At 64.8% G+C, this 20898-nt stretch carries 14 protein-coding genes and 1 other RNA gene; 11 read left to right on the plus strand and 4 right to left on the minus strand.

Annotation, left to right across the window (positions count from 1 at the left end):
* Positions 1–228 precede the first annotated feature (228 nt).
* Complete coding sequence (locus ABS769_RS17160; protein WP_350498209.1) at positions 229–732, plus strand: hypothetical protein; 504 nt, start codon at positions 229–231, stop codon at positions 730–732.
* A 33-nt stretch (positions 733–765) separates the two neighbouring features.
* Entirely contained in the window at positions 766–897 is a 132-nt protein-coding gene (locus ABS769_RS17165; protein WP_317060512.1) for a hypothetical protein, read from the plus strand.
* A gap of 381 nt (positions 898–1278) precedes the next feature.
* On the opposite strand, the gene ABS769_RS17170 is transcribed toward ABS769_RS17165, so the two are convergent.
* Positions 1279–3708: a penicillin acylase family protein gene (locus tag ABS769_RS17170; RefSeq protein WP_434801687.1), complete on the minus strand. Its 2430-nt coding sequence runs from the start codon at positions 3706–3708 to the stop codon at positions 1279–1281.
* A gap of 2 nt (positions 3709–3710) precedes the next feature.
* On the opposite strand from ABS769_RS17170, the gene ABS769_RS17175 reads away from it, so the two are divergent.
* The 4 genes from ABS769_RS17175 to ABS769_RS17190 all read left to right on the plus strand — a co-directional run bounded on the left by ABS769_RS17175 (position 3711) and on the right by ABS769_RS17190 (position 14728).
* Positions 3711–3968, plus strand: a complete 258-nt coding sequence (locus tag ABS769_RS17175) for a hypothetical protein (protein WP_229009903.1) — start codon at positions 3711–3713, stop codon at positions 3966–3968.
* A 121-nt stretch (positions 3969–4089) separates the two neighbouring features.
* Positions 4090–12753 carry a GH36-type glycosyl hydrolase domain-containing protein gene (locus tag ABS769_RS17180; RefSeq protein ID WP_434801688.1) on the plus strand — a complete coding sequence of 2888 codons (8664 nt, stop codon included), beginning with the start codon at positions 4090–4092 and terminating at the stop codon, positions 12751–12753.
* On the plus strand, positions 12750–12971 hold the full coding sequence (locus ABS769_RS17185; protein WP_006450685.1) for a hypothetical protein: 222 nt from the start codon (positions 12750–12752) through the stop codon (positions 12969–12971). Before ABS769_RS17180 ends, ABS769_RS17185 begins: the two co-directional genes overlap by 4 nt.
* Before the next feature lie 863 nt (positions 12972–13834).
* Complete coding sequence (locus ABS769_RS17190) at positions 13835–14728, plus strand: LysR family transcriptional regulator (protein WP_317060510.1); 894 nt, start codon at positions 13835–13837, stop codon at positions 14726–14728.
* A gap of 184 nt (positions 14729–14912) precedes the next feature.
* Here the strand turns inward: ABS769_RS17190 and ABS769_RS17195 are convergent, their stop codons facing one another.
* Together ABS769_RS17195 and ABS769_RS17200 are read right to left on the minus strand one after the other, a co-directional pair.
* Complete coding sequence (locus tag ABS769_RS17195; RefSeq protein ID WP_350498211.1) at positions 14913–15527, minus strand: FMN-dependent NADH-azoreductase; 615 nt, start codon at positions 15525–15527, stop codon at positions 14913–14915.
* Positions 15528–15781: 254 nt separating this feature from the next.
* A complete protein-coding gene (locus ABS769_RS17200; RefSeq protein WP_317060508.1) occupies positions 15782–16672 on the minus strand; it encodes a pirin family protein in 891 nt (296 codons plus the stop codon).
* A gap of 284 nt (positions 16673–16956) precedes the next feature.
* On the opposite strand from ABS769_RS17200, the gene ABS769_RS17205 reads away from it, so the two are divergent.
* From ABS769_RS17205 to ABS769_RS17220, 4 genes are all read left to right on the plus strand, one after another.
* Positions 16957–17301, plus strand: a complete 345-nt coding sequence (locus ABS769_RS17205; protein WP_006452222.1) for a hypothetical protein — start codon at positions 16957–16959, stop codon at positions 17299–17301.
* A 169-nt stretch (positions 17302–17470) separates the two neighbouring features.
* A non-coding RNA gene (locus tag ABS769_RS17210) (sX9 sRNA) lies at positions 17471–17546 on the plus strand.
* Positions 17547–18356: 810 nt separating this feature from the next.
* Positions 18357–18935 carry a class I SAM-dependent methyltransferase gene (locus ABS769_RS17215; RefSeq protein WP_317060506.1) on the plus strand — a complete coding sequence of 193 codons (579 nt, stop codon included), beginning with the start codon at positions 18357–18359 and terminating at the stop codon, positions 18933–18935.
* A gap of 6 nt (positions 18936–18941) precedes the next feature.
* Positions 18942–19121 carry a hypothetical protein gene (locus ABS769_RS17220; RefSeq protein WP_317060505.1) on the plus strand — a complete coding sequence of 60 codons (180 nt, stop codon included), beginning with the start codon at positions 18942–18944 and terminating at the stop codon, positions 19119–19121.
* Here the strand turns inward: ABS769_RS17220 and ABS769_RS17225 are convergent.
* On the minus strand, positions 19096–20406 hold the full coding sequence (locus tag ABS769_RS17225) for a DNA topoisomerase IB (protein WP_350498213.1): 1311 nt from the start codon (positions 20404–20406) through the stop codon (positions 19096–19098). The genes ABS769_RS17220 and ABS769_RS17225 overlap by 26 nt on opposite strands.
* A gap of 58 nt (positions 20407–20464) precedes the next feature.
* Here ABS769_RS17225 and ABS769_RS17230 point away from each other — a divergent pair, with 58 nt between their 5' ends.
* Positions 20465–20845: an I78 family peptidase inhibitor gene (locus tag ABS769_RS17230; RefSeq protein ID WP_104550498.1), complete on the plus strand. Its 381-nt coding sequence runs from the start codon at positions 20465–20467 to the stop codon at positions 20843–20845.
* The last annotated feature ends 53 nt before the right edge of the window (positions 20846–20898 follow it).

The following is a 20898-nucleotide window of genomic DNA, read 5'->3' on the forward strand; positions in this document are numbered from 1 at the left end:
AAGCTGGATGTCATGTTCCTTGGATTCCTCAGCTTCGTCCTAGTCGTTGATGGGCTTCGGATGTGTTAACAGGCCCTAGTTGATGGTGGCTGGGTGCCCAGCTCATGGTCGCTTGGCCCCGGGCGCATTCTGATGGCGGACAGGTGCTTTGTAGATGCACTCTATTCGCGCTTCAAGGATGGGAAGAAACGACGAGCCCATGCAGATTCCGAGTTCTTGGACTTCATCATGGATTGGCCTGTCACGATCAATCCATTGCTTTACGTCATGGAAGGCAACACCCGGACCCGGCCGCTTGCGACGGAGGCCGGTGAGCAGTTTGAGGAGGTCAAGCGCAAGATCTCTTCCGCGCTACCGAAGGCCACGATCATGCCGGACAGCCAGATCGGATTGGAGGCTGCCTTGAATATTCTTGATGAGCTGGAGAGGCCCTATCGACGCAAGCTCGGCTTTCTGGTTGATGTTGCGCCTGCATTGATGGCGCCGGTTGCGCAATGTGACCGACTGAGAAAGCTCAACTGGGTCATGGAGAAAGCTGACCATCATGGCGTGAAGCGGCTGAGCCTTCCAGTGCTCGCAGCGTTCAGTTCGATCTTATTGCCAGCACGAACCAATCCCGCGAAGAAACTACTCAAGCCAAGTCACGTTTATGGTGAAAAAGAAGCGCACAACGCGCTCAGTGATCTAAGAGCTTTGGAGATGCTGATTGCGGTGCATGGCCAATTTCCCTGAGCACATGCGTCCTTGTGGACCAAGGACCGCAACATGGCACTGTTCTGGGTCGGGATGGAGATTGTGAATAGTGAGTTGATCGGCACGCAGCGGCGCTTCAATATCAAGCTGCAGTCACCCTTGCTCGCCGGCGCAACCGAGCGGGAGCTTGCCCTGCTGCGATAGGCTGTTGCGGCGAGTTGAGTGGCACGCATAGTGAAAATTCAGGCGCCGCTTCTCGCAGCTTGGCTCTTTCGGATGCTAGAGAGCCGGAATGTTCCTTTTTCACAATAGGGAATTCTGAGCCCTACTGCGGACCGATATTGCGGTGAGCTCATGCCGACAGGCATCAGTGTCCGCTTCTAGCCGAAAGCAGATGCGTGGATGCGTATGTGGTTGCTACATGAAACCTACTGCTATATCGCACAGTGTGCGCGCGCTGATTCCACGAAGCGCACGTGTGCTGCGCTGTATCGAATCGACACAGCACATTGGATGCATACCGAAGACAAAGCGACAGCACATCTGCATCGCCTTCGATGCCTAAGCGCGCCTTCCAGCACCGCGCTATTGCGCCTGCGCCGGCACCAGATCCACGACCTGCTCGGTCGCCGCGTCGACCGCCGCACGCGTGTACAGCAGCGGAAAATAGCGGCCCTGCAGCCACATCGGTGCGAGGTCGCGGTAGTGCGGGCTGGCCGGGTCGCCGGATTGGCCGGGGTAGTTCATGGCGCGCGAGTTGTCCCAGTTGCCCAGGTCGATGATCAGCCGTGCAGACGGGCCGATGGTCTGGCGGAAAGTGGTGGGGTCGTAGCTGGATTGATTGGGCGTATACGGGCTGCCGCCCTTGGCGAACGGGCCCACGTCCAGCAGCGCGTGATCGGTGCCGACTGCCGCGCTCATGGCATGCGTGACCTTGTTGGTATGCAGCTTGCCCCACGGCCATTGCGCAGGATCCGGCCCGTGCAGGTCGACCAGCGATTGATAGGCGCTGCGTAGCGACTCCAGCAGCAGTTGATCGCGGCGTGCGGCCGGTGCGGGGCCGAACGCGGCGCCGGGGTGTTCCAGTGCCTCCATCAACACCGCTGCATCCGGCATGCCGAAGGTGGCCGCCTCGGAGGGGCGCAACACCAGCGCCTTGTAAGCATCGCCGAGATAGCGGCTGAACCACACTTCTTCCAACGCGGCGGCGGCGGAGGTGGCGCTCACCGTGCCGTCCCAGGGTTTGAGCAACGCGAGCGCCGCCGTGGTGGTGGCATCTTGCGCGTGCAGCGGCTTGATCAGCGCGACCAGCCGCTGCGCCAGCAACGACACCTGATCGTTCTGCAGTTTTTCCGAATCCTGCACGCTCACCGTTGGCAGCTGCGACAGCACCTGGGTAATGCGCGCATGCCGCGCGTCGTTGGCCCATTCGAAGCCGATCTTGCGCTGCGCATACGGGTAGCCGGCAGGCAGATTCATTTCGTTGGAGGTGGTGATGAAACCTGCTGCGGGATTCTTCGATGACGGCAGCACATCGGCGTTCCAGAAACCGTTCCACTCGTCGCGGCCGTCGCCAGGCACCGGCAGCAAGCCGTCGGACTGCACGCGGCGCGGCGTCATGCCGGCAGTGGCCCAACCGATGTTGCCCTTGACGTCTGCGTAGACCTGATTCACCGACGGCGCGCCCCAATGTGCGAGTGCGTCCTTGAATTGCTCGAACGAGTCCGCCCTGAGATAGCGCAAGGACCCCAGGTAGGGGGCCGTGCCCGGTTGGCTCCACACCGAACGGATCGCATAGGCGATGTGCTTGTCTGCATCGATGTAGATCACCGGCCCGTGGCGGGTGAATTGCAGCTGCTCGGTGACCGCCGCGGTATCGCGCACCGCGATGGAGGCGTGTTCGGTGTGCAGCGGCTCCCACTTGCCGTTGTACCAATACGACGCGTTATCGGCCGGATTCAGGCGGTAGACGTACAGGTCCTCCTGATCGATGTTGAAGATGGTCAGCCCGAACGCACTGCGCTGGTTGTGGCCGATCGCGATACCGGGTGCAGTCGGCTCGCCGGCACCGATGACGTCCAGCCCCGGGCTGTTGAGATGCACGAAATAGCGCAAGCTGGGAACGCTGTAGGCGCGATGCGGGTCGTCGGCCAGCACCGCGTGGCCGGTGGCCGATTTTTGCGGTGCGATGACCCAGTTGTTGCTGCCTTCGGCGAAGGCGTCCTCGCCTGGACGCAATGGCATTGTCTGCGCGTCGGCCACGTGCGTGTCGGCGCTGAGCCTGGGGCTTTGCGTGGCCAGTTCGTAGACCTTCAGGACGTCATCCGGAAGGCAAGGATCCAGCCCCTCGGGCACGCGGGTGGTCCAGGCCGGTTGCAACTTCTGGCGCACTGCATCGACGGCAAGCGAGGCCTTGCACGCAACCTTTGCACGCGCCACTTCGCTTTTGACGTTACGGCTCAAGCCGGTGGTGCGGATGCGCAGCACATCGTCCGGCGCCCATTTTTCCGGGCGATACGCAAACGTGCGGAATTCATACGGCAGCGCGTGCGGATGGGCGCCCAACCAATCGATGTAGGCATTGATGCCGGCAACGAAGCGCGTCACATCGCGCTGCGCGTCGGGCCCGTAACTGTTCCATTCCTCGGCCATGCTGCCGCGATACAGAAACAGCCGCGCGGCGCGATCCTGCTGCACATAGGCAGGCCCGAACGCCGCCGACAAGTGACCAAGCCCTTTGCGGCGCAGCAGATCCAGCTGAAACAGGCGGTCGCGTGCCACGTTGAAGCCCTGCACGAAAAACGCATCGTTGTCCGTTTTGGCATAAATGTGCGCCACACCCCAGCGATCCACGCGGATCTGCGCGGGTTGTTCCAAGCCCGCAACTGTCAGCGTGGCGTGCGTCGGTTGGGCCGCCGCTGCGCTGTTGAGCATCAGCTGGCACACCACCAGGCAGCACAGCGCTGTTGTGCTTATCGAGATCGTGCTTATCGAGATCCTGCGTGTCGACATCATGCGTGGCACACCTTGCGGGTGAAAAGGGCGGTGTTCAGCGGCATGTTCGTTATCCCATCGGCAGCCGCGCAGGCTGCGGCATTGTGGCGTGTTGCGTGCGGTTGCCGCAGAACCACCGGCGCGAAAAACGAATCCCAGCTGCAGCACTGGCCGCATCTTCAACCGGCGATCATCGCCGCCAGTACAGCGCTTTTTGCGCCGCCTGGGTGGACGCGGGCGTGCAGTCTTCCATCACCCATCTCGGCGCGCAGCGCGCGTGAAGCTTGCGTCGATCAGCCAACGACTGCAACGCGTCCGCATTGCTGCCTTCACATGCCACACAGGGCAAGCGCGCATGATCGTCGCCTCTAGCGGCTCTTATGCTGCACAGTTTATGTCTCCATGCCGCCACAGCGGAAGGCTTCTGCGTTTTCTCTCTGGTGGCAGTCGATTACCCAACCAGCAGCAACCCTGCAGCATCCGTCGGTACGCGATGCCGTGCCTGAAGGCGCGGCCTTGCTTGGCGACGAGCAGATGGAGGCGCTGGGGCACAGCCTGGCGCAGGCGCATGTGCTCTACACCGGGCCAACCCGCGAGCTGCTGTTGTCGCAACTCAAGTTCAACGAACGCGCACTCGGCACGGCCGCAGCGCGATTGACCGAAATGTCGGCCGATGGCTTGCGCCTGCATCCGGCCGGCGAGTGGTTGCTGGACAACTATTATCTGGTCGAGGAACAGATGCGCCTGGCACGCCAGCATCTTCCGCCCGGTTACAGCCGGCAATTGCCGCGTCTGCGCACGCCCACATCGGTGGGCCTGCCGCGCGTCTACGAGCTGGGCCTGGAAGTGGTGGCGCATGGCGACGGGCGCGTGGATACGATCACGCTGAGCCGTTTCATTGCAGCCTATCAACAGGTGGCGCCACTCAAACTCGGCGAGCTGTGGGCGATTCCGATCATGTTGCGGTTGGCGCTGATCGACAATCTGCGCCGCATTGCCGAAGACATCATGCACGACGGGCGCGACACCCGCCTGGCGGCGCATTGGGCCGCGTTGCTCAACGCCACGGCGGCGGCGCAACCCAAGGACGTGGTGGTGGTGGTGGCCGACATGGCGCGCTCAAAGCCGCCGGCCACCGGCGCGTTCGTGGCCGAGCTCACGCGCGGCATCCAGGGCCGTGGCCCGGTGCTGTCGATGGCCAGCGCCTGGGTGGAGCAATGGCTGGCAAGCGAGGGCCACAGTGTGGAAGGCCTGGTGCACGCCGAGAGCCAGCGCCAGGCTGCCGAGCAGGTGGCGATCAGCAACAGCATCGGCAGCTTGCGGTTTCTGGACGAAATGGATTGGCGCGATTTCGTCGAGGCCATGAGCGTGGTCGAGCAGACCTTGCGCAAGGATCCGGCCGACGTCTACGCGCGCATGGATTTCCACACCCGCGATAGCTACCGGCATGTGGTGGAGCATCTGGCGCAGCGCCTGGACCGCGACGAGCCGGCAGTGGCCGAGACCGTGTTGCGATTGGCGGCGCAACCGAGCACCGCTGCGCCGGTGGCCACACATGTGGGCTATTACCTGGTGGATGCGGGATTGCCGCTGCTGCGTAGCGCGCTGCGCGACCCAGCCGCACCCGGCACACCGAAACCACCGCGCCCGCGCGCGCGACGCGTTGCGCTGCCGGTGTACCTGCTGCCGATCGCCGTGATCGCCGTGCTGTGGAGCGGCGTATTGCTGCAGGGCGTAAGCGCACTGCCACCGGCGCTGTGGTGGATCACCGCCGGCATCGCGCTGCTGGCCGCCAGCGAGCTGGGCATTGCCCTGGTCAACTGGGTGGCAACGCTATGGGTGCGCCCGCATCCGTTGCCGCGCATGGACCTGAGCCTGGGCATTCCACCCGATTGCCGCACGCTGGTGGTGATGCCGAGCATGCTGGCCAGCCGCGAGGCCATCGACGAGCTGGTCGACGCGTTGGAGGTGCATTACCTGGCCAACCGCGACGAGCAGCTGTACTTCGCACTGCTCACCGATTTTCTCGATGCCGCGCAAGCGCTGTTGCCTGGCGACATGGCATTGGTGGCACATGCGGCGCAACACATCGACCGGCTCAACGCGGCCTATGCCGATGCGCACGGCGATCGCTTCTTCCTGCTGCATCGCGCACGCCAGTGGAACGCAGGCGAAGGCTGCTGGATGGGCGCAGAGCGCAAGCGCGGCAAGCTGGAAGCGCTCAACCGCCTGTTGTGCGCGGGCGATGCGCCGCTGCAGGCAACCCACGAATTCCTGCAGGTGCAAGGCGATGTCGCCGCGCTGGTGCAGGTGCGCTATGTGATCACGCTCGACAGCGACACCCACCTGCCGCGCGATGCGGCACGCGCGCTGGTCGGGGCGATGTCGCATCCGTTGAATGTGCCGCGCATGGATGCGGCCGGGCAGATCGTCGAGGCCGGTTACGGCATCCTGCAGCCCGGCCTGGGCACCGGCATGAGCGAGGGCGGCGAATCGCGCTTTGCGCGCATGTTCGGCATCGAGCCGGGCATCGACCCGTACACCCGCGTGGTCTCGGACGTGTACCAGGATCTGTTCGGCGAAGGCTCCTTCATCGGCAAGGGCATCTATGCGGTGGCCACCTTCGAACAGGTGCTGGCCGGCCGCTTCCCCGACAACCGCGTGCTCAGCCATGACCTGCTGGAAGGCTGTTATGTGCGCGCCGGGTTGCTCAGCGACGTGCGTCTGTACGAACGCCATCCGCAGCGCTACGCCACCGATGCCAAGCGCCGCGCGCGCTGGGTGCGTGGCGACTGGCAGCTATTGCCATGGCTGCTGCCGTGGGTGCCCGACCGCAGTGGCCGGCGCGCGCGCAATCCGTTGTCGTGGTTGTCGCGCGGCAAGCTGCTGGACAACCTGCGCCGCAGCCTGGTGGCCCCGGCCGCGCTGAGCTTGTTAGTGATCGGCTGGCTGTGCTCGCCCACGCCATTGCGCTGGACGCTGTGGCTGCTGGTGCTATGGCTGCTGCCGGGGCTGTGTTCGGCGGTGTATGCGCTGGCGCATCCGCCAGAAGGTCTGGGGCTGCGTCATCACGCGCGCCAGGTAGGAGTCGGGCTGCGTCAACACCTGCTGCGTACCGGCGTGGTGCTGGCCTGTTTGCCGTTCGAGGCGGGGCTGCAGCTGGCGGCCATCGCCCGCACGCTGGTGCGGATGTCGATCACCCGGCGCCATCTGCTGCAGTGGGCGCCGTCCAGCGAAGTGGAGCGCAGCGCGCGCAGCGGCAATGCCGAGCAACAGCTGATGGCCGGCGCCGCCTGCAGTGCGGCGCTGGTAATCGCCGCAGTGGCATGGTGGTCGCCGTTGGCGTTGTGGACGGCGCTGCCGCTGGGGCTGGCATGGATGGGCGCGCCGTGGTTGATGGCCTGGCTGGGCGAGCAGCCCGCCGCGCCGGTGGCGCAGCTGTCGCAGGAACAACGCGATTTCCTCGGCGGATTGTCGCGGCGCACCTGGGCGTTTTTCGAAAGCCATTGCACTGCGCAACACCACTGGCTGCCGCCGGACAACGTGCAGGAATACCCGGTCACGGTGGTGGCCAACCGCACCTCGCCGACCAATATCGGCCTAGGCCTGCTGGCCAATCTGGCCGCCTACGATCTGGGCTACCTGACGGTGGCCGACGTGATGAGCCGTGTGGCCAATACGCTGACCACGCTGGAAGCACTGCCGCGTTATCGCGGCCATTTCTACAACTGGTACGACACCGAGACGCTGGTGCCGCTGGTGCCGCGTTACGTCTCCACCGTCGACAGCGGCAACCTGGTCGGGCATCTGTTGACGCTGCGGCAAGGGCTGCTGGCGCTGGTGGATGCGCCGGCCGTCTCGATGGCGGTGTTCGATGGGCTGGCCGACACCCTGAGCGTGCTCACCCTGCAGGCACAGCCGCGCAGCGACGCCGCCACCGCCGCATTGAGCGCGATGACGCACAGCGTGCAGGCGATCCGCAACCAACCCACGCCAAGCCAGCAGCAGGCCGATGAAGCGCTGCGCCTGCTGCTGGCGCAGAGCCACACCATCCTGGCCTCGATGCCGAGCGGTGGCGAGGACGAGGAACCGTGGCCGCAACGCCTGGTGAGCAGTTGCGAGGCGGCGTTGGCCGAATTGGGCCATTGCGCACCGGCGCTTGCCAGCACCGATCCGCACGCGGCAGAACATCCCGGCGATGCAGTCGCCACGCTGCGGCAGCTCGCCAACGGCAGCCACGCACCGAGCGTGCAGACCTGGGCCGCCAAGCGCGTGCTGGAGCTGCAACGGCTTGCGCATATCGCCGGGCAACTGGCGCAGATGGACTACGACTTCCTCTACAGCCCCGCCCAGCAGTTGCTCTCGATCGGCTACAACGTCGACGACCATCGTCTGGATAGCGGCCGTTACGATCTGCTCGCTTCCGAGGCACGCTTAGGCATCTTCGTGGCGATTGCCCAGGGCAAGCTGCCGCAGGAGAGCTGGTTCGCGCTCGGGCGCACGCTCACCGATACTGGCGCCGAGCCAACGCTGCTGTCGTGGAGCGGCTCGATGTTCGAGTACCTGATGCCCGATCTGGTGATGCCCAGCTACCCGCAGACGCTGCTGAGCCGCTCGATGCGTGGCGCGGTGCAGGCGCAGATCCGCTATGGCGCGGCGCGCGCGGTGCCGTGGGGCGTCTCCGAATCGGGCTACAACACGGTCGATACGCGGCGCAATTATCAGTACCGCGCCTTCGGTGTGCCCGGGCTCGGGCTCAAGCGCGGCCTGGGCCAGGATCTGGTGATCGCCCCGTATGCCAGCGCGATGGCATTGATGGTCGAACCGGATGCGGCCTGCCGCAATCTGCAGCAGCTGCAGGCGCTGGGATTCGACGGGCGTTTCGGTTTGTACGAGGCGATCGACTACACGCCCTCGCGCGTGCCGCGTGGCGAACAACACGCGCTGGTGCGCTCGTTCATGTCGCATCACCAGGGCATGGCGCTGCTGGCGCTGGACCACGTGCTGCGCGATGCGCCGATGCAAAAGCGCTTTGTCGCCGACCCGCAATTCCAGGCCACGTTATTGCTGTTGCAGGAGCGCGCACCGCGTGCCGGCGTCTACGTCAAAGGCCTGGTCGAAGCAGCCGAGCGCCCGGTGGCCACCGAGGCGGGTATGGCGTTGCGCATCCATCGCGACCCCAACCTGCCGCAGCCGGCGTTGCAACTGCTCTCCAACGGGCGTTACCACGGCATGCTGACCTCGGCCGGTGGCGGCTACAGCCGCGCACGCGACATGGCGGTGACGCGTTGGCGCGAAGATGGCACCCGCGACCACTGGGGCACGTTCTGCTATCTGCGCGATGTGGACAGCGGCGCGGTGTGGTCGGCCGCGCATCAACCGACCTGCGTGCCGGTGGAGCGTTACGAAGCGATCTTTTCCGACGCCAAGGCCGAGTTCAAGGGCAGCCACCAGCGTTACGACAGCCATCTGGAAATCGCCATCTCCGCCGAGGACGATGTGGAGCTGCGCCGGCTGCGCATCCGCAACCGTTCGCGGCAGACGCGGGTGATCGAAATCACCACCTACGCCGAAGTGGTGCTGGCGCCGGCGCAGGCCGACGAGGCGCATCCGGCTTTCAGCAATCTGTTCGTGCAGACCGAAATCCTGGCCGACAAACAGGCGCTGTTGTGCACGCGGCGCCCGCGCGGGCACGACGAAGCGCAGCCGTGGATGCTGCATCTGGTGGCGGTGCACGATGCCGATGTGGCGACGATCTCCTACGAGACCGACCGCGCCGCGTTCGTCGGGCGCGGACGCAGCACCCGCAATCCGCTGGCCTTGCGCGAGCACGCCAGCTTGTCCGGCACCGCCGGCTCGGTGCTGGACCCGATCGTGGCGATCCGCTGCCGCATCTCGCTGGCGCCCGACCAACAGGCGCAGGTGGACATGGTCTACGGCGTGGGCACCCAACGCGCCGCCTGCACCGCCTTGATTGACAAATACCGCGACCGCCGTCTGGCCGACCGCGTATTCGATCTGGCGCTAACCCAGAGCCAGGTCACTCGCCGGCAGATCAACGCCTCGCTGGAAGACGCCATGCTCTACGAACGGCTGGCCGCACGCGTGCTGTTCGTCGACCCGCAACTGCGCGCCGACGACGAGGTGCTGCTGCACAACCATCGTGGCCAATCGGCGCTGTGGAGTCATGCCATCTCCGGCGACCTGCCGATCGTGCTGTTGCGCATCACCGACCCGGACAATCTGGAGCTGGTGCGCCAGCTGGTGCAGGCGCACGCGTACTGGCGCCTGAAAGGCCTGCGTGCGGATCTGGTGATCTGGAACGAAAGCCAGGCCGGCTATCGCCAGCAATTGCAGGACGCCATCCTGGGACTGATCGCCGCCGACCCCGAGGCCAATGTGCTCGACCGCCCCGGCGGTATCTTCGTGCGCGCCATCGAGCACATCTCGCAGGAAGACCGCGTGCTGCTGCAGACCGTGGCACGGGCGATTTTGAGCGATGCCAACGGCACGCTGGATGCGCAACTGCAGCGCCACCCCAGCGCGCGTGCGCACCCGCCGTTGCTGGAGCCGATCCGGCAACTGGACAGCGCCGATGAGCTGGCCAGCACGCATGCCGCCTACCTGGACAAGACCCTGCAGGCTGCCGCCGAAGAACCGGTGCTGTTCGACAACGGCCTTGGCGCCTTCGCCGCCGACGGCCGCGAATACCGCATCACCCTGGACGAAGGCGTCGCAACACCGGCGCCGTGGTGCAACGTGATGGCCAATGCGCAGTTCGGCAGCGTGGTCAGCGACAGCAGCCCCGGCTATAGCTGGGCCGAAAACGCGCACGAATTCCGGCTCACGCCATGGCATAACGACCCGGTCGGCGATGCCTCCAGCGAGGCGTTCTACCTGCGCGACGAAGACACCGGGCAGGTGTGGTCGCCGATGGCGCTGCCATGCCGCGGCAGTGGCCGCTACACGGTGCGCCACGGCTTCGGCTACAGCGTCTACAGCCATATCGAACACGGCATCGGCACCGAGCTGTGGGTGTTCGTGGATGTGGAGCGGCCGATCAAGTTCAGCCATCTGCGGTTGAAGAATCTTTCGGGCCGTCCACGCCGGCTCAGCGTCACCGGCTACGTGGAATGGGTACTGGGCGATATCCGCACGCGCTCGCAACTGCATGTGGTCAGCGAGGTCGACCTGGGCAGCAGCGTGCTCACCGCGCGCAATCCATACAACACCGAGTTCGACGGGCGCGTGGCGTTCTTCGATGCCGATGCACCCAACCGCAGCATCACCGCCGACCGCAGCGAATTTATCGGGCGCAATGGCAGCCTGGCCGCACCTGCCGCGCTCACGCGGCAGCGTTTGTCCGGGCGCGTGGGTGCCGGCCTGGACCCGTGCGCGGCGATCCAGATCCCTGTGGCGCTGGCAGCCGAACAGAGCTTCGAAACGGTATTTCGCCTGGGCGCCGCGGTCGATCGCGAGAGCGCACTGACACTGGCACGCCAGAGCCGTGGCGTTGCCGCAGCGCACACCGCACTGCTGGCAGTGCGCGCGCACTGGCAGCAGACTCTGGGCACCGTGCAGGTGACCACGCCCGACCCGGCGGTGGATCTGCTGGCCAATGGCTGGCTGCTCTACCAGACCATCGCCTGCCGCTTCCTGGCGCGCAGCGGTTACTACCAGTCCGGTGGCGCGTACGGCTTCCGCGACCAGCTGCAGGACAGCATGGCGATGGTGCACGCGCAGCCGGCGCTCACCCGCGCCCACCTGCTGCGCTGCGCCGCGCATCAGTTCGTGCAGGGCGATGTGCAGCATTGGTGGCACCCGCCGCAAGACCGCGGTGTGCGCACGCAGTGCTCGGACGATTTTCTGTGGTTGCCGCAGGCGCTATGCCGCTATCTGGATGTCACCAACGACGCCAGCGTGCTGGACGAGCGCGTCAGCTTTATCGACGGGCGCGCACTCAAGCCCGAGGAAGAATCGTATTACGACCTGCCGCACATCACCGGCAACGTGCAGTCGCTGTACGCGCACGGCGTGCTCGCCCTGCAACGCGGCATGGCACGCCTGGGCGAACGCGGCCTGCCACTGATCGGCAGCGGCGACTGGAACGACGGCATGAACCGGGTCGGTAAGGACGGCAAGGGCGAGAGCGTGTGGCTGGGCTTTTTCCTCTACGACACGCTGCTGCGGTTCGCAGACGTGGCGGCGCAGCGCGACGATGGCGCATTCGCAGCGACCTGCCGTGCGCATGCGCACGCCTTGCGCACCGCGCTGGAACAGCATGCCTGGGATGGACGCTGGTACCGGCGTGCCTGGTTCGACGACGGCACACCGCTGGGCTCGAGCGATTCGGACGAATGCCGCATCGATTCGCTATCGCAGAGTTGGGCAGTGTTGTCCGGCGCGATGGACCCGGCGCGCAGCGCACAGGCGATGGAGGCGATGCGCCAGCAACTGGTGGATGCCGAGACCGGCATCGTCAAGCTGCTGGTGCCGCCGTTCGACCGCACCGAACACGACCCCGGCTACATCCGTGGTTATGTGCCCGGCGTGCGCGAAAACGGCGGCCAGTACACGCATGCCGCAGTGTGGGCGACGATGGCCTTCGCGCATCTGGGCGACAGCGCGCGGGCCTGGCAACTGGCCGGCATGATCAACCCGATCCACCACGCCCGCGATGCGGCGGGCGTACAGCGCTACAAGGCCGAACCCTATGTGCTGGCGGCCGATGTCTATGCGGTGGCGCCGCACGCCGGCCGCGGCGGCTGGAGCTGGTACACCGGCGCGGCCGGCTGGATGTACCGGCTGCTGACCGAATCGCTGCTCGGCCTGCAACGCCATGGCGAGCGCATGCACATCGTGCCGTGCATCCCGGCCAGCTGGCCGGAGTACCAGCTGCGCTATCGCTTCGGCAGCAGTACCTACGTCATCGACGTCACCCAGCGCCCGGGTGTGGAAGCACGGCTGGAGATCGATGGAGTAATGCAAGCCGAGCTTGCTTTCACTCTGATTGACGACGGTGCGGTCCACGCTGTCGCCCTGGACTGGCCGGGAGACGCGACATGAGCATGCGCACACGCACCCACACCAATCACCAGCTCTCCGACCTGGGCAAGATGTTGTCGGTGTGGCCGCAGCGGGTACGCGACCCAAGCCAGTTCTGGCCGCAATTCGATGCCTTGGCCAAAGACATTCTCGATGAAGCCGCCGACGCCGATCTGCAGCGCGTGCAGCGTCGCCTGCGGCAGCTGCTGCACCGCCACGGGCTGACGCGCACGCAATAAGCGCCCGCAAGTGGCAAGGACACCGCACCAGAAAGTTTGTAGGTTGCTTTGTTCAAAGCATGCCCACCGACCATCTCAACTGGTCCTTGCCCGCTCACCGTCGCGGGACCTTATGCGGCATGGATGCCGCAGAAGAGCTTACATGGACGTACTTGCAGCGTGTCCCGCGATGGTGAGCGGGCAAGGACCCTGCAACCAAGCTGCAGATCATTCGCTCTGCATCTGATCTATCAGAAATGTCTAATTGCATCGAGACACAAGATGCAAAAGCGGCCAAGGATTTGAGTCGTAGAGGCGTCTAGATACAGTCAAAAGCTGAGCTAGTCGAGGGCGCGGTGCCCTCACCGCTCGCGGGACACGCCGTGAATCCATCCCTGGAGGCTCAGTGGCGGCATCCATGCCGCCACATGGTCCCGCAATCGGCGAGGACACCGCACCAGAAAGTTTGCTGGTTGCTTGAAAACATGCACACCGACCATCGCGACCGGTCCTTGCCCGCCCACCGTCGCGGGACCTTACGCGGCATGGATGCCGCGTAAGAGCCTACATGGACGTACTTGCGGCGTGTCCCGCGACGGTGGGCGGGCAAGGGCCCCGCAGCAAACCAGCAGCAAACCAGCAGCACCAATGCTCTACGACTGACCCACTCCACCGTTTCACCACTTCTGAGCAGGCAAGATTTTGCAACTTGGCTTCGTCAGACGCAGCGTCAAAAGCTAAGTCAACCGAGCGCGCGCAGCAACGCATCACGCGCTTTACTGCTAGTGCGCCTGAGCTGCCGCATTCAGCACGCGACGCCTCCATGATCGACGACGCGCAGTCGCCACGCTTAGACTCCGCGTTTACACGCGCCAAGGCCGCCGGTGATCGATCTCAATGACATCGCGTTGTATGTGCAGGTCGTGCGTAGCGGCAGCTTTGCCGAAGCCGCGCGCAGGCTGGGCACTGCACCCAACAGCGTGAGCCGGCGTGTGCAACAGCTGGAAGCGCAACTGGACACGCGCCTGATGCAGCGCTCTACCCGCAAGCTCACCCTCACCGACGCCGGGCAAGCGTTCTTTGAACGCTGCGCCGATGCGGTAGACGGGCTGACCTCGGCCGGGCAGAGCCTGGTGGCCGGTGGCGATGAAGCCGCCGGTTTGGTGCGGGTGGCGGCGCCAGCGGATTTTCTGGATTTTTTCCGCGTCGAATGGGTCGGCGAATTTCTCGCCGCGCATCCACGCGTGCGCCTGGAATTCGTGCTCAGCGATGGCAAGGCCGACCTGATCGCCGAGCGCATTGATGTGGCCTTCCGTGGCGGCGCGCTGCCGGACCTGGGCTATGTCGGCCGCCAGATCCTGGCCGACAACAGCGACCTGCTGGTCGCCAGCCCCGCCTATCTGCAGGCACGCGGCAGGCCGCTGCGGTTGGACGAATTGCCGCAGCACGAATGCATCGGCTTCCCGCATCCCAGCGGGCACACTACCTGGACGCTGATCGGCCCCTCCGGGCTTGCCGAAGAAGTGCAGGTGCAAACGCGCCTGGCCGCCACCACCGCGCGCGCCTTGCGCCTGGCGGCTGTCGCCGGGCTTGGCATCGCGTTGTTGCCGCAGGCACTCACCCGCCCGGACATCGAACAGGGTCGCCTGAGCGTGGTGCTGCCCGATTTCCAACGCAAGGGCCAGGGCCTGCACGCGCTCTACGCAAGCCGACGGCATCTGCCGCGTGCGGTCTCGGCGTTTATCCAGGCCGTCACACTGCGCTTGAATGCGCTGTAGCGGTGTCGGCAGCGACAGGATCGGTTTACCCAGGCAGCACATCGAGCCTGCCGGCCGTCATCCCTCCGCGTCGCATCGGCAACACGGCAGCCGCTTTTACGAATCCCGAATCCCCAAACAGCATGGCCGCGCGATCACCGCGCGGCCACACCTTTCACATCAAGGCCATCGCGACCTGAGTGTCTCAGGCCGCAAGCGCATCGATCTGCTGATGCGCGCTAGCAAGCCCAGCTTCGCGTGCCTCGGTGCCGGTGGCTAAGCCTTCGGCAACGATCACTTCCGGGTTGTGCAGGCCGACAAAACCCAGCGCAGTGCGCATATAGGTTTCGGCATGTTCCAGCGAGGCCAGCGGCGAGCCCTCGCCATAGAAGCCACCGCGTGCCACCGCCAGGATCACACGCTTGTTGCCGGCCAGCCCTTCGAGCACGCCTTGCTCGTTGTAACGGAAGGTCTTGCCGGCGACCAGCACGCGATCGACCCATGCCTTGAGCTGGGTCGGCACAGTGAAGTTGTACAACGCCACGCCGATCACCACGGTGTCGGCCTCCAGGAATTCCTGCAGGATCGCAGCGCCCTTGGCCAGATCGGCAGCCAGCTCCGGCGTCTGATCGGCCATGGGATTCTGTTGTGCGGCCAGATGCCCACCGGACAGGTGCGCGATCGGGTCGGCCGCCAGATCGCGATGGGTGACGCTGACAGCGCTGTTGTGCTCCTGCAGCCTGGCGACGATGCGCGCGCTCAGCTGGCGGGTGACCGAATAGTCGCCGAGGATGCTGGAATCGAGATGGAGCAGTTTCATGATGAAATCTCTGGTTGAGTGGGGTTGCGTGGCGATGCCACGACGTTGGATGTAGAACCGAGCGCACGCATACGGGTGCGTCGGCGGGCGAGATAAACGTTGACGGATTCACTGCGCCAAGCGCTTTGCTGCCGTTCTGCTCGCGTTTGCATCGCTGCGTAGTGGCAATGCATCACGCGGAGATAAACCGGCAAGCGGCGGGCAGAGCGCAGGCGAAAAACCTTGGGCGGGCGTGGGTAGCGCCCGCCGCAGACTCAGGCCAGACGGCCCTGGCCGCGCAACTGCTCGCCGATGCGGCGGATCTCCGCCTCGCCCTGCGCCAGCGCGGCCTTGCTGGTGTGCACCGAGTAGTGACCCATCACCAAGTCGTGCGGATGCTTGACCGCCGAACCCAGCACGAAGCTGCTCGCACCCACCGACACCACCTCGATCGCCTGCTCGGCATCCTTGAACACCGCCATCTGGCCACTGCCGATGGTCTCGGCCGCTTCCAGCTGGCCGCCATGCACCGCGATCCAGGCCACGGTGTGTCCGGCCGGCGGCACATAGCGCCAGCGCTCGCCATCTTGCAGCTGCACGCTCAGGTAGGTCATGTCGGCCGGTGCCGGGATCCTGCTTTCCAGCGCACCGTAGCGGCCCAGCAGCACCCGCACCGGGCCGGCCACCGGCACATCGTCGGGCGACAGATACAGGCTCTGCGCCGGGGCGTTTTCTTCGGCCGCCGGCAGCGCAACCCACAGCTGAAAGCCCTTGGCCGAGGACTGGCCCACCGGCACACCGTCGTGCCAGACGCCATTGCCGGCGCGCATCCATTCCACACCGCCGGTGGGCAGGGTGCCCTGCTTGCCGGTGCTGTCTTCGTAGCCGACTTCGCCTTCCATCAGATAGGTCAGCGTGGCGATGCCCGAATGCGGATGCATGCCCATCGGTGCGCCGCCGATCGACGGCTTGACGGTGAACAGGTCCAGGAACACGAACGGCTTGACCAGTTGGCCCAGGTCGCCCGGGCTCATCAACCGGGTGATCGGACCGCGGGTGGTGCCGCGGGTGCGGAACACCACCGGACGCGGCGGGGTAATGGCCTGCACGCCGGGCTCGCGCTGCGGCTGCTGGTCGGCGTAGACGGTGGCCAGTTGTGCGTTCATGACGGATCCCTTTGCAGTGGTGGAGCAAGCTGCCCCGGTGATGCAAAGAGTAGAGACGCGCCCATTGATCGACTAGCCGGAAGATTTGTAGTGGAGTCGTCCAGATTTAGAAGTAATCGCAAGCTGCTGGACCATCGGCGTCACGCGAGAAGGCCTCAGCCCTGCGTCCCGGACCGCGGGAGGGCATGCCACGCCTGGCTCCGCGATGCGCGCGGCGGCAGTCTTCATGCCACGCCAACAACGCTTTCTTCACGCTTGCGGCATTCTTCCGCTGGAGCTCCTCGATGATCCGCACCCTCGCCCCGCTCGCTGCCGTGTTGCTGCTCTCGGCCTGTGCCTCCAATCAGCTCGTGCAGGTGCAGCCCATCGACGGGGTCATTTCCGGCCAGTGCCATATCGACAAGGTGCGCGGCGCGGTGGGCCTGGCCGCGGCGGCGCAGACCATCGAACGTGCGCGCGTGGACAGCGACAGCCTGCAGGTCAGCGTGCGTCGTGGTGAACGCGCCACCGGTGGCACCACCGCCAGCGGCCTGGCCGATCCGGCCCAGGGCGCCAGCGAAAGCGGTGGTGATCACCTCACCGTCGAGACCGGCCCGAACAACAACATCACTGCGATTTATTGCGGCTAAGCGTTGCCGTTGTCTTAGGCACATCCGCATTGCCGTGCATATGACAGCGACCGGAACGGGCACATGTAGGGTTGCCCACATGTGCAGCGTCCAGTGCTAGAACACTAAGAGCGGCTAACAAAACTACTGCGCACCGGCCAGGCGTGCGTGGCCGGTGCTCGGAATCGGCATGTACCACTTTTACATTGCGGCTCCTCCGAGCCGTCCACGCACACCTGACGACTGCCCGCTACGTTTTGCTAGCCGCTCTTAGTCAGCGCCAGCGTCTTGCTCAACCCATCCCGCCGAGATCTGCGCTCACCGTGACATCGCTGTCGATGGTGGCGGCTTATTTCGCTCGGGCCGCTTTCCAGCGCCCACACCGCAACGCTGGATAATGGCACCAGACCATCGCGTACGTGCACACGAATAATCATTACCGGTTGTCCACAGAGCGCTAGACAGGTTGCGGTTCGGTATCGCCGCTGCTGGCGGTACGCAATGTCTCGCCGATTTCCAAGTTGCTTACCCCATGGCGCGGTCTGGCGGTCATTCGGACACCATGATGTCCGGCCCCTCAAAGCTTACGATGCGCACGCCAGACAACCCCGCTGCACGCAGCTCGTCTGCGCATGCGGTGACGGCCGTGTTGGACGCGTGTCTTGGCAATCGCTGGTCAGGATCATTCGACACGCATTCGCCCGATCAACAACTGCCGCACTGCGCACCGATTGCAAACATGGCCTGATGCGTCGGCTGCCACGCAGGCTGGCGCCACTGTCTGTCGATCATCTGTGCGATGCAGGCATTTATGCAACCGCCGCGCGTCATATGCGGTCATCACCTGCACCGACGATCACGCATCGTTTTTTTATCCGATGACAGCGCATTGCAGCGAAGCATTCGAATCGTCAGTGCACCAATGCTGATAAAAACCTGAACTATCGCCACCGATCTGCAGCCAAAACAGGTTCCGGACAGACTCTTGCTTTAGCCTTGTTTTTGCACCATCGCGCATCCTGCAGTGGTGCGTGCAGATGCAGCTTGGCCGAACTCTTTCAACGTTGTGAGGATAGATGGCACGTTCGTATATGACGTCGTTTTTTCGCGAATGGATCACCGCACCCTGCTCCGTTGCAGCGATACTTCCCTCCGGACGCGCCCTCGCCTCCATCATTACCTCCGAGCTGTCGGCGCGTACCGGTCGGGTTCTCGAACTCGGGCCTGGGACCGGTGTGTTTACCCAGGCGATGATCGACAAAGGCGTGCAGGAAAAAAACCTCGTTTTGCTCGAGTACAACGCCACCTTTTCTGCGTTGCTCACGCAGCGCTTCCCGCGCGCAAGCTTGCTGCAGATGGATGTCTGCGATCTTGAGTCGCTGCCTCGCATCGATGGCGCGTACGTCGATGCCGTGGTCTGCGGCCTTGGCTTGTTGAACATGCCGGCACACAAGGTGGCTGCGATTCTGCGCGGCGCCTTCCTGCAGCTGAAGCCTGGCGGGCGGCTGTATCTGTTTACCTACGGATTCAAATGCTCGGCGCCGGCGCACATTCTCGATGCGCTCGATCTAGAGGCCGTCAAGATCGGCCGCACATATCGAAACGTTCCGCCTGCAACGACCTATCGCATCCAGCGTCGCACCTACACAAGGTAAAAAACGATGCAGGCCAACGATCTGCTCGCGCTTGTCGTGAGCTGCGGCCTTGCGGGCGTGCTGACGCTGCAGATAAAAATCTACAAGCAGACAGACATAGGCGTGACGCAGACCGGGACTACCGATCGCCTCACCATCGAGATCTCGCCGAACAACAGCATCAAGCAGATTTTTTGCTGCGGCTGAGCTTCGTCTTGATCGCCTTGGCCGGCTTGCTCGGCTTGCGTTGCTTGCTGCGCGAATCCGTCAAAAAGCGCAGCGTGGCCGCCTCCCATTGGCGCTCGCCGCGCACGCCGGTAGCCATGGCCTGCAGCTCGCCGGCGCGCCAGCCTTCGAACACGCACGGATCGATATAGGCCTTGCGACACACCGAGGGCGTGTTGCCCAGCGCATCGGCCACTTCGCGGATGACATCGTTCTGTACCTGGGTCAGCGCGCGTTCGCTCATGCGCTCGGGTAACGGCAACCGCGCCAAGCGCTGCAACGCGGCCAGCGTACCGCCCCAGGTGCGGAAATCCTTGGCAGTGAAATCCTCGCCCATCGCCTCGCGCAGATAGTCGTTGACCTCGCCCGAGTCCACTGGCTGCAACTGGCCATCGTCGTCGCGGTACTGAAACAGCGATTGCCCCGGCAATTGCTGACATTGCCGGATCAGTTTGACCAGCTGCTTGTCGTCCACTTCGATCTCGTGATCCTGGCCGCTTTTGCCGCGGAATTTCAGCCGCGCACGTCCGCCGCGCAGAAATTCCATATGCCGGTTGCGCAAGGTGGTGAGGCCATAAGAACGATTGCTGCGCGCATATTCGGCATTGCCCACACGCCCCAGGGTGTCGGCCAATAACGCCACCACGATCGCCAGCACCTTCTCGCGTGGAAATCCCGGCAGTACCAGATCGCGGCGCAGCCGGCGGCGTAATTTGGGCAGCGCCTGGCCGAAGGCGATCACCCGTTCGAACTTGCCTTCGCCACGCACCTGCGCCCACTCGGCGTGATAGCGGTATTGCTTGCGCCTGCGCGCATCGCGGCCGGTGGCCTGCAGATGGCCGTTGGGCTTGGCGCAGATCCACACCTCGGTATACGCCGGCGGAATGGCCAGTGCGCGGATGCGCTGCAAGGTATCGGCATCGGCCACGCGCTGCCCGTCGGCACTGCGGTAACTGAAGCTCTTGCCGGCCTTGCGGCGGCTGATGCCGGGCTGTTGATCGTTGACATAGGTGAGCCCGGCCGCACGCGCAGTGGCCTTGGCCTGCGCGACCGCTGCCACGCTCGCCGCCGCGGCAGTGGCGGCCACCGCAGTGGCGGCACTGGCGGCCACGGTGGCCAGCTTGCCGGCAGCGCTGGCGGTGGCTGCGGCATTGCGAAGAACACGTTTGGCTTTCATTGCGCACGGATCGAAGGATAGGCGCCGATTGTTGAGCCGGGCAGGACTAGGCCGCGTCAACGCTGCGACAACGCCATGTGGGCAAGCGATGCCCGTCAGCAGATTTTCTGCTTATGCTTGGGCCTCCCCCACTGTGCTGGAGTCATCGATGCGCTCTGTCCTGCCTACCGCCCGCCTGGCCTGTTCCTTGGTCGTGCTGGCGGCCTTGAGTGCCTGCGGCTCGCCGCAACCGGACGAGCAGGAAGCCGTCACCGCCAAGGCGCAGCAAGCGGCCGAACAAGCCGCAGCCCCCGCACCGGCCGCCGCTCCCGAGGCCCCGCCGATCGGCAGCTGCGATGCCACCCAGGTACAGTCGCTGGTCGGCCAGGCCTTGACCGATGCAGTGAGCGAACAGGCCCGCAGCGATGCCGGCGCCAAGTCGGTGCGCGTGCTCAAACCCGGGCAGATGGTCACCATGGAGTTCAACGGCGAACGGCTTAATCTGGAAGTGGATGCCAAGAACCTGATCGCCTCGGTGCGCTGCGGCTGAGCACCGCCTGGCGCCTGTTGGCGAACGGGCGCCAAGCCAGCTGGCACAGGGCC

The sequence above is a fragment of the Xanthomonas hortorum genome, assembly GCF_040279205.1.
Classification (GTDB): Bacteria; Pseudomonadota; Gammaproteobacteria; order Xanthomonadales; family Xanthomonadaceae; genus Xanthomonas; species Xanthomonas hortorum_F.